The organism is Pseudomonas sp. MG-9 (assembly GCF_018729515.1).
Classification (GTDB): domain Bacteria; phylum Pseudomonadota; class Gammaproteobacteria; order Pseudomonadales; family Pseudomonadaceae; genus Aquipseudomonas; species Aquipseudomonas serboccidentalis.
In genome coordinates this window covers 1,016,588-1,027,666 of sequence record NZ_JAHHZH010000001.1, presented here as the reverse complement: position 1 = coordinate 1,027,666, position 11,079 = coordinate 1,016,588, and the positions used below count along the sequence as shown (strand labels likewise).

General features: G+C 59.4%; 11 protein-coding genes and 1 rRNA gene. 6 read left to right on the top strand and 6 right to left on the bottom strand.

Annotation, left to right across the window (positions count from 1 at the left end):
* Positions 1-97 (top strand): 5S ribosomal RNA (gene rrf / locus KKQ10_RS04630); the annotation flags it as partial.
* A 165-nt stretch (positions 98-262) separates the two neighbouring features.
* On the top strand, positions 263-838 hold the full coding sequence (locus tag KKQ10_RS04625; RefSeq protein ID WP_215500364.1) for a hypothetical protein: 576 nt from the start codon (positions 263-265) through the stop codon (positions 836-838).
* Positions 839-850: 12 nt separating this feature from the next.
* On the opposite strand, the gene KKQ10_RS04620 is transcribed toward KKQ10_RS04625, so the two are convergent.
* The 3 genes from KKQ10_RS04620 to KKQ10_RS04610 form a co-directional block, all read right to left on the bottom strand.
* Positions 851-1,249 carry a hypothetical protein gene (locus tag KKQ10_RS04620; protein ID WP_127646725.1) on the bottom strand — a complete coding sequence of 133 codons (399 nt, stop codon included), beginning with the start codon at positions 1,247-1,249 and terminating at the stop codon, positions 851-853.
* Between the two features lie 82 nt (positions 1,250-1,331).
* Positions 1,332-2,597, bottom strand: coding sequence for an MFS transporter (locus KKQ10_RS04615; protein WP_215500363.1), 1,266 nt, complete (start codon positions 2,595-2,597; stop codon positions 1,332-1,334).
* A gap of 52 nt (positions 2,598-2,649) precedes the next feature.
* The gene (locus KKQ10_RS04610; protein ID WP_215500362.1) at positions 2,650-3,594 is read right to left on the bottom strand and encodes a DMT family transporter; all 945 of its coding nucleotides are present in this window, start codon (positions 3,592-3,594) and stop codon (positions 2,650-2,652) included.
* Between the two features lie 99 nt (positions 3,595-3,693).
* Here KKQ10_RS04610 and KKQ10_RS04605 point away from each other — a divergent pair, with 99 nt between their 5' ends.
* Complete coding sequence (locus KKQ10_RS04605) at positions 3,694-4,560, top strand: LysR substrate-binding domain-containing protein (protein WP_127646731.1); 867 nt, start codon at positions 3,694-3,696, stop codon at positions 4,558-4,560.
* Between the two features lie 47 nt (positions 4,561-4,607).
* On the opposite strand, the gene proP is transcribed toward KKQ10_RS04605, so the two are convergent.
* On the bottom strand, positions 4,608-6,110 hold the full coding sequence (gene proP, locus KKQ10_RS04600) for a glycine betaine/L-proline transporter ProP (RefSeq protein WP_215500361.1): 1,503 nt from the start codon (positions 6,108-6,110) through the stop codon (positions 4,608-4,610).
* Between the two features lie 230 nt (positions 6,111-6,340).
* Here proP and KKQ10_RS04595 point away from each other — a divergent pair, with 230 nt between their 5' ends.
* Positions 6,341-8,545: an OsmC domain/YcaO domain-containing protein gene (locus tag KKQ10_RS04595; protein ID WP_215500360.1), complete on the top strand. Its 2,205-nt coding sequence runs from the start codon at positions 6,341-6,343 to the stop codon at positions 8,543-8,545.
* Between the two features lie 75 nt (positions 8,546-8,620).
* Positions 8,621-9,061, top strand: coding sequence for a hypothetical protein (locus tag KKQ10_RS04590; protein ID WP_215500359.1), 441 nt, complete (start codon positions 8,621-8,623; stop codon positions 9,059-9,061).
* 104 nt (positions 9,062-9,165) lie between these two features.
* On the opposite strand, the gene KKQ10_RS04585 is transcribed toward KKQ10_RS04590, so the two are convergent.
* Positions 9,166-9,447, bottom strand: coding sequence for a hypothetical protein (locus tag KKQ10_RS04585; RefSeq protein WP_127646739.1), 282 nt, complete (start codon positions 9,445-9,447; stop codon positions 9,166-9,168).
* A gap of 88 nt (positions 9,448-9,535) precedes the next feature.
* Here KKQ10_RS04585 and KKQ10_RS04580 point away from each other — a divergent pair, with 88 nt between their 5' ends.
* The gene (locus KKQ10_RS04580) at positions 9,536-10,054 is read left to right on the top strand and encodes a P-loop nucleotide/nucleoside kinase family protein (RefSeq protein ID WP_215500358.1); all 519 of its coding nucleotides are present in this window, start codon (positions 9,536-9,538) and stop codon (positions 10,052-10,054) included.
* 305 nt (positions 10,055-10,359) lie between these two features.
* Here the strand turns inward: KKQ10_RS04580 and KKQ10_RS04575 are convergent, their stop codons facing one another.
* Complete coding sequence (locus KKQ10_RS04575; RefSeq protein WP_215500357.1) at positions 10,360-10,836, bottom strand: hypothetical protein; 477 nt, start codon at positions 10,834-10,836, stop codon at positions 10,360-10,362.
* Between the last annotated feature and the right edge of the window lie 243 nt (positions 10,837-11,079).

The window sequence follows — 11,079 nt, the reverse complement described above, 5'->3', positions numbered from 1 at the left end:
TGGAACCACCTGATCCCATCCCGAACTCAGAAGTGAAACGATGCATCGCCGATGGTAGTGTGGGGTTTCCCCATGTGAGAGTAGGTCATCGTCAAGATTAAATTCCGAAACCCCAATTGCGAAAGCAGTTGGGGTTTTGTTTTGCCTGCAAAAAAGTTTTCGCCTCGAAGCGCGCGCCGGAACCGGCCCTGATTTGAAATTGTGTGCTTCAGAAATACCTGCCGGTGACGACAACTTACGCATCTGTTAACAAGGAAGAACAATGCGCTTCTCGTCTCTGCTGTCGTTTCTCAAACTCTCGACTGTTCTGCTGATCGCGGGTGTTACCACCGCGTGTTCCAACTACCACTACAAGGATTATCAGGGCGACTGGGCACCGGAGACAATGACGCCTTACGATCTGTCCAACAACACACCTGACGGGCCGGTACTGTACTTCGCCACCACGCGGTATCGCGCGCTGGGTGTGCCATTTCATCGGTTGCTACTGGCCACTCATGTGGATGATCAATTGCTGGAGGGGGCCGGACGCCGCTCGATCCTCGACGTTTCCGGCAAGCAGGCGCTGCGCCTGACACCCGGTAAACATTCGTTGAGTTGGTGCTGGGCATCGATGAATGCCATGGGCACTGGCGGAGCCAAATGTGGTTTCAGTGCGCGTGATCTGGAGTTCCTAGCGGGCCAACGTTACATCGTCGATTTCAGCACTCGCGACTCCATCAAAGGTCCCCGGGGAAGCGAGGTTCACAGCATTGCCATTGAGTGCGAGATTCGCAACCTGGATACCCAGGAAGTGATCTATCCGCTCAAAGACCCGAAGCCGGTGCATCAAGAATAGCGACGCTGGAAATCATCGCAGAAGCGACTCTCGATAGGTGCGCAATATTTCCTGTACTGCCGGCCTCGTGTATTTCTCGCTGGGGTCGGTACCCGGAGGATCATCACTGCGGATCCACTCGCCCGCATCGAATGCCTGGTAGAGCGAGAAAGCAGGTTGTGGCATAGCGTTAGTCATAGCCACTTCAACAATGGCGTTTATGATCCCGTTCATGACACTGTCGCAAAACTCGTAAGTCAACGTTCCCAGTAGATAGTCTTCTGCGATCAACAGGGACAGCTCGTTGAGCACGTCTTGCGGTGTGACGCTAAACTTTTCGCGAGTCGCGGCCAGATCACTCAGCATTAAACGCTCTGCATCGGCTTGCACCGAAAGCTCTTCTAGTTTGTTCCTCGGTAACAGCCTGCTCATGAATTTGTTCCGTTCAGATGTGAGTGCCATGCGCGAGTCGCAGAGTACCAGGGCCGCGTGTACGCTTGGTATTCCCGCGAGATCATGGGCTCCGTAATACCGCAGAGCGTTGCTGACTCGGCGCACTTGCATCATTCCTCGTTCGCCGCAACGTCTCCGGCACCGCCAGCAGCAACAGCACAAACGCCACCCCGGCAATCGCCGCCAAGGTCAAAAACGCCGCGCTATACCCAGCCTCCTGCACCACAATGCCCGCCAGGCTGCTGCTCAATGCCGCACCCAGACCGAACACCGTCGAGAGGGCGCCGAGGCTGATGTTGAAGTGGCCGGTACCCAGAGTCAGGTCTTTCACCACCACCGGGAACAGCGCGCCGAAGACTCCGGCACCGACGCCATCGAGCAGTTGCACCGCGACCAGCCAGTAAGGGGCGTCAGACAGGGTGTAGAGCACGCCGCGTAACGGCAAAATCAGGAAGCCTGCCAGCAGCAATGGTTTGCGTCCCCACGCATCGGCCTTGGCCCCGACCAGCAACGCGACTGGCACCATGACCAGTTGCGCAGCGACGATGCAGGCCGAGGTCAGTGGCGTGGCCATCTGCAAGTTCACTTGCGCCAGTTTTTGACTCACCAGCGGCAGCATCGCCGCGTTGGCCAGGTGGAACAGGGCGCAGCAGATGGCGAACATCAACAGCGCCTTATTGGTCAGCAGTACCGACAATCCCGAAGGAGCCTTGCTGTGTGTGGCGTCGTTGGGATCCAGACCTCGTGCGACATCGTGGTCGATGGCGTTGGCGGAGACGAAGCTGACGGCGACCACACTGCCCAGCGCCATGACCGCCATCAGGTAGAACACCGCCACCGGGCCGAACAGGTAGGCGAAGCCACCGGCCAACAGCGCGGCGCAAGCGTTGCCGGCATGGTTGAAGGTTTCGTTGCGTCCGGTGCGCCGGGTGAAGGCTCGCGGGCCGGTGATGCCCAGGGTGATTGCCGAGATGGCCGGGGCGAACACCGACGCAGCGGCGGCGCTCAAGGCTTGAGTGATCGCCACCAGGCTAAAGGACGTGACGAAGGGCAGCACCACACAACTACCGGTCACCAGCAACGCGGCAATCGCGATCACCGCCCGTTTGCTGCGAGTGTTGTCGACGAGTGCGCCGGCCGGTGTCTGGGTGAGGAGGGCAGCGATGCCGGCGAGGGTCATCACCAGCCCGATGCTGGCCGGTTCCCAGTGATGCACCGCCAACAGGTAAATGGCGAGATAAGGTCCGAGCCCGTCGCGCACATCGGCCAGGAAGAAATTGAGGCTGTCGAGTGAGAGATTGTTGCGACGATCGGAGTGAGTGATCACGCTGGTATCTTCAGTAATCGAGGTTCGGCGAAATGACACAACCTCCGCTAAGTCACTGACTTGTCGCCTGCGGATTTAGTTTCCTGCAGGATGCCGGCGGCACATTTTTTTCACTCGACTTTCGTCCCAGCAATGGCAACCCGACAAGGGTCAAGCCGATACCGAGCATCGCGCTGACACTCAGCGGATCGTCGAACTGCAACCATGCCCACAACAGCGTCACCGGTGGCGTCAGAAACAGCGCGCCACTGATGCGCTGCATGCTGAAACGCTGCAGACACAGCCAGTAAAATCCGTAACCGCCGAAGGTCGAGAAAACCACCAGCCACAGCACTCCACTGGCAAAGTCTGCACTGATGGGCGGGCGCACTTCACCCTCAAGCCCGGCCAGCAACGCAAACAGCGGGATTACCGCACACGTCTGAATGAACAGCGCCGTGGTGGCCGGCATCGCGACGCCAGGCCGGGCTTTTTCAAACAACGTGGCCGCCGCCAGCGACAGCACCGCCAGCAACGGCAAACTGTAGACCCACAGCCCCGCACCGGCCCATTCGACACTCGCGGCGCTGGCCAGCAGCATGCCGATCACGCACAACGCCAACCCCAGCCATTGCCAGCCGCGCGTGCGCTGGCCCGGGACACTGCCGGCCAGCAATACAATCGTCAACGGCAACAGATTGGCAAACAGTGACGCAGTGCCCGGTGTGACGCCGAGTTGAATCGAGGCGGCAATCGGCCCGATGTACCCGCCAATCGCGAACAGCCCAAGCAGCGTCTGATGCAGCACAGCTTTACCGCGCAAACCACGCAATCCCGCCCAGGCGAACGGCAGCAACAGTAACGCCGCCAGAAAAAAACGCCACAACGAGGCCAGGTATACGCTGCCCTGATCGGCGACGTAGCGATAGCCGATGAAGCCGGAACTCCAGCTGACCACCATCGCCATCAGCAGCGCGGCACTGCTCAGCGACGAAAAGCGAATAGGCACGACGTTCATCGAATGGCACCTGACAGAGGGTTGAGTTCGATGATATGAATCAAGCGCCGATGCATTCAAACGATACGATATGCACCACTGATGCAGGATTTCTCAACCATGGCTGAAGCCCTTGATATCGAACTGCTACGCACCTTTCAGGCGATCGTGCGTTTCGGGCAATTTCTCGCCGCCGCCAGTTTCCTCAACAAGAGCCCGTCGGCGGTCAGTCTGCATGTGCGGCGCCTGGAAGCGCTGGCGGGCGGGCGCTTGCTGGAGCGCGACAACCAGACCGTCAACCTCACGCCACTGGGGCGACGCTTCGCCCTGCAGAGCGCCGAACTGTTGCGTCATCACGATCAGTTGCTGGCGAGTTTCAGCACGCCACTGGCCAGCGGTCGGATCAGGCTGGGGATTTCCGAGGAGTACGCCGGCGCGGTGCTCGGGTGTACGTTGCCGCACCTGTCGGCGGACTTTCCGCACATCGAGCTGGAGGTCGAAACAGCTGCCAGCGGCCGTTTGAGCGCGCGCCTGGAGCGCGGTCAACTGGATCTGGCGTTGCTGGTCGTTGTGGTCGATACGGCGCCATCGACGCGTTGCGTAAAAGTGCTGGGCCTGACGCAACCGGTGTGGGTCGCTGCGCACAATTACACGCAGGATCTCGCCAGGCCGGTGCCGCTCGCTTTGCACGGCAAGGGTTGTCCTTATCGCAGCGTTGCGGTGGATGCGCTGAGTGAGCACGGACGCCGCTGGCGGGCGGTGATCGTCAGCGCCGGCGCTACTGCGCTGGAAACAGCCATCGAGGCCGCACTGGCGGTGGGCATTGTCGATCGCGCACAAGTGCGACCGGGCATGCGGGTGCTGAGCAGTGAGGAGGGGTTTCCCGAGTTGCCGCTGCACGAGTTGCGCCTGATGCAGGCGCCGGGCGAATTGAGTGAGGCGGGGGAGGTGTTGGTGCGTTTGATCGGTGACGGCTTCGTGTTGTGACGTGTTGATCGACGGCAGCCCGAGCAGGGCTGCCGCCAGTCATCACATCAGTTGATGCGCGGATGCTGCTGCACCAACTCCTTGCGCTTGGCTTCCAGCTCGGCGATTTCGGCGTCGATGTCTTCGATTTTCTGCTCGATGTTGTCGTGGTGTTCCTTGAGCAGTTCCTTGGCTTCCTCAAGGTCCGACGCGGCCGGCGCGGCACCACGCAACGGCTTGTTGGCGGTCTCTTTCATGGTGATGCCAGTGATCAGGCCGACCACGGCAATCACCATCAGGTAGTAGGCCGGCATGTACAGGTTGTCAGTGCTTTCCACCAGCCAGGCCACGGCGGTCGGGGTCAGGCCGGCGATCAACACCGAGACGTTGAAAGCGGCGGCCAGTGCGCTGTAGCGGATGTGGGTGGGGAACATCGCCGGCAGGGTCGAGGCCATCACGCCGATGAAGAAATTGAGCAACACCGCGAGGATCAGCAGGCCGGAAAAGATCAGGCCGATCTTGCCGCTGTTGATCAGCATGAACGCCGGAATCGCCAGCAGGAACAAACCGATGCTGCCGACCACGATGAAAGGCCTGCGACCAATCTTGTCGCTGATAAAACCAATCGCCGGTTGCACGAACAGCATGCCGACCATGATCGCGATGATGATCAGCACGCCGCGGTTTTCGCTGTAGTGCAGGTTGTGCGACAGGTAGCTCGGCATGTAAGTCAGCAGCATGTAATAGGTGACGTTGGTCACCGCTACCACGCCGATGCAGGTCATCAGGCTGCGCCAGTGTTTGGTCGCGACTTCCTTGAACGAGACTTTCGGGCCACCGGCCAGGCCTTCGCGATCACCTTCTTCGAGTTTCTCGACGTGCTGCTGAAATGCCGGGGTCTCTTCCAGCGCATGACGCAGATAAAGGCCGATCATGCCCAGCGGCAGGGCGAGGAAGAACGGCAGGCGCCAACCCCATTCGAGGAATTTCTCTTCGCCGATGATTGTGGAGATCAGCACCACCACACCCGCGCCGAGAACGAAACCGGCAATCGAGCCGAAGTCCAGCCAACTGCCGAGGAAGCCACGTTTGCGGTCGGGCGCGTATTCGGCGACGAAGATCGACGCACCGGTGTACTCGCCGCCGACCGAGAAACCCTGGGCCATTTTCGCCAGCAACAACAGGATCGGCGCCCAGATGCCGATCGACTCATAGGACGGTATCAAGCCGATCGCGAAGGTGCTCAGCGACATGATCACGATGGTCGCGGCCAGGACTTTCTGCCGCCCGTACTTGTCGCCCAGCGCACCGAAGAACAGGCCGCCCAGCGGCCGGATCAGGAACGGCACCGAGAACGTCGCCAACGCCGCAATCATCTGCACGCCAGGATCGGCACCGGGGAAGAAGATCTTGCCCAGTGCGTAAGCGACGAAGCCGTACACCCCGAAGTCGAACCATTCCATGGCATTGCCCAGTGCGGCGGCAGTGATCGCTTTGCGCATCTTGGCGTCGTCGACAATGGTGATGTCTTTCAATCCGATCGGATTGACGGTGTTTTTCCTTGATTTCATGCGAGTCACTCATAGCTGAACGGATTCGATGCCATTGTTTTGGTGGCATGGGTTCTTTCCGTCAGATACAAGCAGACACGAAATAATTCACTGCTTGTGGCATTTTTGTCGTCCGCACGAGCAGAGGCGCAGCAGAGCCCACCCGACGGCGATTACGCAAAAGCACAAGACGTCGGGCTGAAAACCCGGATAATGGCCGCCAATTCGTTTTTGCTCTCTGGTAAACCCGCATGGAAATCAAGGTCAACTTTCTCGACAACCTTCGACTTGAAGCCAAGTTCGACGACTTCACGGTGATCGCCGATCAGCCCATTCGCTACAAGGGCGATGGCTCGGCACCGGGGCCGTTCGACTACTTCCTGGCGTCGTCGGCCTTGTGCGCGGCTTACTTCGTGAAGTTGTACTGCGAAACGCGCAACATCCCCACCGACAATATCCGTCTGTCGCAGAACAACATCGTCGACCCGGAAAACCGCTACAACCAGATCTTCAAGATCCAGGTCGAGTTGCCGGCGGACATTTCCGAGAAAGATCGTCTGGGCATCCTGCGTTCGATCGATCGCTGCACGGTGAAGAAAGTCGTGCAGACCGGCCCCGAGTTCGTGATCGAGGAAGTCGAGAACCTCGACGCCGACGCGCAGGCGCTGCTGATGCCGCATTCGACGTCGGAGGCGGGCACCTACATTGTCGGCAAGGATCTGCCGCTGGAGCAGACCATCGCCAACATGTCGGGGATCCTCGCCGATCTGGGCATGAAGATCGAAATCGCTTCGTGGCGCAACATCGTGCCTAACGTGTGGTCGCTGCACATCCGCGACGCGCACTCGCCGATGTGTTTCACCAACGGCAAGGGCGCGACCAAAGAGGGTGCACTGGCCTCGGCACTGGGCGAGTTCATCGAGCGCCTGAACTGCAACTTCTTCTACAACGACCAGTTCTGGGGCGAAGACATCGCCACCGCCGAGTTCGTGCATTACCCGAATGAGCGCTGGTTCAAGCCCGGCCCGAAAGACGAGCTGCCGCCAGAGATTCTCGACGAATACTGCCTGGACATTTACAACCGCGATGGCGAGCTCAAAGGCTCGCACCTGTACGACACCAATTCCGGCAACACCCAGCGGGGCATCTGCTCGCTGCCGTTCGTGCGCCAGTCGGATGGCGAGGTGGTGTACTTCCCGTCCAACCTGATCGAAAACCTGTTCCTGAGCAACGGCATGAGCGCCGGCAACACCCTGGCCGAAGCGCAGGTGCAGTGCTTGTCGGAGATCTTCGAACGCGCAGTCAAGCGCGAAATCCTCGAAGGCGAATTGGCCCTGCCGGACGTGCCGCAGGACGTGCTGGAGAAGTACCCAAGCATTCTCGCCGGGATCAAAGGCCTGGAAGAGCAGGGCTTCCCGGTGCTGGTGAAGGACGCGTCGCTGGGGGGTGAATTCCCGGTAATGTGTGTGACCCTGATGAACCCGCGCACCGGCGGGGTGTTCGCCTCGTTTGGCGCGCACCCAAGCCTTGAAGTGGCGCTGGAGCGCAGCCTGACCGAATTGCTGCAGGGCCGCAGTTTCGAAGGCCTGAACGACCTGCCACAGCCGACGTTCTCTGGCCAGGCGGTGACCGAGCCGAACAACTTCGTCGAGCACTTCATCGACTCCAGCGGTGTGGTGTCGTGGCGCTTCTTCAGTGCCAAGGCCGATTTCGAGTTCGTCGAGTGGGACTTCTCCGGTCAAGGCGAAAACTCCAATGCCGAAGAAGCCGCGACCCTGTTCGGCATCCTGGAAAGCCTGGGCAAAGAAGCGTACATGGCGGTCTACGACGACCTCGGTGCCAACGCTTGCCGGATCCTGGTGCCGGACTACTCGGAAATCTACCCGGTGGATGATCTGATCTGGGACAACACCAACAAGGCCCTGCAATTCCGCGCCGACATCCTCAACCTGCACAGCCTGAGCAAGGTCGGCCTGCGTAACCTCGTTCAGGGCCTGGAGAACAGCGAGCTGGATGATTACACCGACATCACCACGCTGATCGGCATCGAGTTCGACGACAACACGCCGTGGGGCAAGTTGACGATTCTGGAACTGCGTCTGCTGATCTATCTCGCCCTGCAGAAATTCGAACCGGCCAAAGACCTGGTCGAAGCCTTCCTGCAGTACAACGACAACACTGTCGAACGCGGCTTGTTCTACCAGGCGGTGAATGTGTGCCTGGAAATGGAGCTGGACGAGGATCTGGAACTGGCCGATTACGAAGCCAACTTCCGTCGCATGTTTGGTGACGAGCGGATGGACGCGGCGATTGGTTCGGTCAACGGCAGTGTGCGTTTCTATGGTCTGACGCCGACCAGCATGAAACTGGAAGGGCTGGATCGTCATTTGCGTCTGATCGACAGTTACAAGAAGCTGCATGCGGCGCGGGCCAATGCGGCGGCGTTGAAGCGCTGAATGCCAGCCCTGTGCTGAGGGGATAAATCCCCTCAACACGTTGTTTTGCCACTAATGGATCATGGAGATTCAAGGATGGACGAAAAGGTCGTCAAGTCGAAGTTGGTCAACTTTCTGGTGGCTGACGTCGAAGTCGATTACGAAGGCGTAGGTGATTTTTACGATGCTGCCGGCAGTGGCAATGTCAGTGCCTTGGCCGGCGTGCTGGAGGGCTTCCAAGAGGTTTACGGCGGGCTGTGGGTCGGCGGCAAAATGACCCTTACGAATGCCGCTGTGTACTTGAACGCCAACGCCATGAATCGCATGGTTCAGGACGGCACACTGGACATCAGAGTGCCGCTGGGAATGGTCCGCAAGGTCACCCTTGAAGGCGGCTTCATCACTAAAATCGTCTGTCTCGACACGGATGCCGGCAGCCTTCTGTTCCGTTGCTATGGCGCGAAGGACGTCGTTGCGTTGATCGAGAAAATGATCCAGCCACGGGTTTCGACGGGCGTGCTCAAGCGCGGCGCCTAGTGCGATCGTAAGGTCGTGCGCCAACCCCTCATGCACCGCAAAACCTGAGGGCGCTGGGCTTGTCGGCGATGGGGCGGTGTCAGCCAACATCATTGTCGTCGCTGTCAGCGTTTGCACTGTGCCTGCACCACCTGACAAGTGTTCGGCGTTCCGCCGGAGCGGCTCGCATAACGCATGCAGTTATTCATCGATTTCTTGCGCGCCATGCTCAGGGTGTCGCCCCAGGCCAAACCGCCTTCGCCGGAGGTGGGCACGGCTTTGGCGTAGCAGTTCGAGCCGTTGGTGGCGTAGCGTTTGCTCGAACAGCCTGCCGTCAGCGTCACGGCGGTGGCGAGCAGGGTGAGTAGCAGCCAGGACGAGCATTGGCGGACGGTGGTTGCGGTCATCAGGTGTCCTCGTTGGGTCAGAGGCTGCAATTGCCTCGCTGACAGGCGTTGGGCATTATCCAGCAATCGACATAAGGAAGCGTCCCCGATGTGTGCACCGACATTACACCTGATGTGCGGCAAGATCGCCTCGGGCAAATCCACACTGGCCAAATCGCTTGCAGAGGAGCACGGCGCGATTGTGCTGAGTGAAGATCAGTGGCTGTCGCGGCTGTATCCGCAGCAGATCAAATCCGTAGCGGATTACGTTCGATGCGCGCGACAGATTCGCGGGGTGCTGGGGCCGCTGGTGATCGATGTGCTGGCGGCGGGGGTGAGTGTGGTGCTGGATTTTCCAGCCAATACTGTGGCAGATCGGCAGTGGTTGCGAGGGCTGGCGGATAGCGCGCGGGTGCCGCATTGCCTGCACCATCTCGACGTGGATGACGCCACCTGCCGCGCCCGGCTGCATGCACGCAACGCGCTGGCCGAGCATGAGTTCGCGGCGTCGGATGCGGAGTTTGATTTGATCACACGTTACTTTCAGGTGCCGGAAGTGGGAGAGGGGCTGGAGATCGTCACGCACCGCATTCACCAGCAGGCTAGCTCCCACAATGATCTCGACTAGCCGTCAATCCTGAGTTCACCGCAGTAACCCTGTGAGCGAGCTTGCTCGTGAAGAGGCCGTGTCAGCCGCCATCCTCTTTGGCTGACCCTCCGCAATCGCCAACAGGTTAGCTTCCCCTGGCGACTCAGTTGCCCATCCTCCCGCGCCGCAATGTCGGCCCACGCTTGCCGGTTTTCAGCCAGCGGATTCACGCCATCAACCACGACACTGTGCCAGGTTCCTGCCAGGCCGCTGAACACAATTAGCATTGGCAATCCTTGGTCGCAGCGGCCCATGTCGCGTGCACAGTGAATCGCGATCCGAACTTACAACGCCCACATCCGGACCAGAGCAAATTTCAGATCGACACTGACGCAGGTCCGGCCATCCACCCATTCATCTTCGCGAAGGCGGCGTCCGGTGTTGGTTTCGCGCTCGCCTTTGGCGATGACCAGAACGAACAGGCGGGTCGGACATTCGAAAGAGCGCAAACGGTCGACATCGGCCCGCACCGACCAATCGCCTTCCAGGCACTTGGCCTGCGAGACATCGCCCAGGCATTTGATTTCGGCGACCATCCTTGTTGCGCCGTTGTCGTCCAATGAGTACAGATCGGCTTTGCGTCGATCGCCTATTGGCAGGTCTGTCCAGATCTCGACCTCGTCTTCGAACCAGGCTTGAAGGCTGATTTGCGCCTGAATCCAGTGTTCGCGGCAACTGTTGAGTTGCAGCACTTGCTCAAGGTTCTTCTCCATGCCGCGAAAAGCTCGTTCGAACAACTCAAGCCATTGAGTGGTGTCCATTTCACACGTCCTGTTTCGGTCCATTTGGGGGAGGGGATTATGGACGGGATTGCCTTCAATCGAGAACCCCACATTCATCACCGAACCCTGCAGGAGTGAGCCTGCTCGCGATAGCGGTATGTCTCTGACATTTCCGTTGTCTGACACACCGCTATCGCGAGCAGGCTCACTCCTACATTGGATCTGTGATAACCCCCCATCTCGTGTTCATCGCGGCCTGATGAAAAAAATCTGATTGACTTC

Excerpts from the sequence above, each read along its gene's own strand:
- KKQ10_RS04605 (WP_127646731.1), top strand. The coding sequence starts at position 3,694 with ATGGCTGAAGCCCTTGATATCGAACTGCTACGCACCTTTCAGGCGATC.
- KKQ10_RS04610 (WP_215500362.1), bottom strand. The coding sequence starts at position 3,594 with ATGAACGTCGTGCCTATTCGCTTTTCGTCGCTGAGCAGTGCCGCGCTG.
- KKQ10_RS04595 (WP_215500360.1), top strand. The coding sequence starts at position 6,341 with ATGGAAATCAAGGTCAACTTTCTCGACAACCTTCGACTTGAAGCCAAG.
- KKQ10_RS04590 (WP_215500359.1), top strand. The coding sequence starts at position 8,621 with ATGGACGAAAAGGTCGTCAAGTCGAAGTTGGTCAACTTTCTGGTGGCT.
- KKQ10_RS04620 (WP_127646725.1), bottom strand. The coding sequence starts at position 1,249 with ATGAGCAGGCTGTTACCGAGGAACAAACTAGAAGAGCTTTCGGTGCAA.
- KKQ10_RS04575 (WP_215500357.1), bottom strand. The coding sequence starts at position 10,836 with ATGGACACCACTCAATGGCTTGAGTTGTTCGAACGAGCTTTTCGCGGC.
- proP (WP_215500361.1), bottom strand. The coding sequence starts at position 6,110 with ATGAAATCAAGGAAAAACACCGTCAATCCGATCGGATTGAAAGACATC.
- KKQ10_RS04580 (WP_215500358.1), top strand. The coding sequence starts at position 9,536 with ATGTGTGCACCGACATTACACCTGATGTGCGGCAAGATCGCCTCGGGC.
- KKQ10_RS04625 (WP_215500364.1), top strand. The coding sequence starts at position 263 with ATGCGCTTCTCGTCTCTGCTGTCGTTTCTCAAACTCTCGACTGTTCTG.
- KKQ10_RS04585 (WP_127646739.1), bottom strand. The coding sequence starts at position 9,447 with ATGACCGCAACCACCGTCCGCCAATGCTCGTCCTGGCTGCTACTCACC.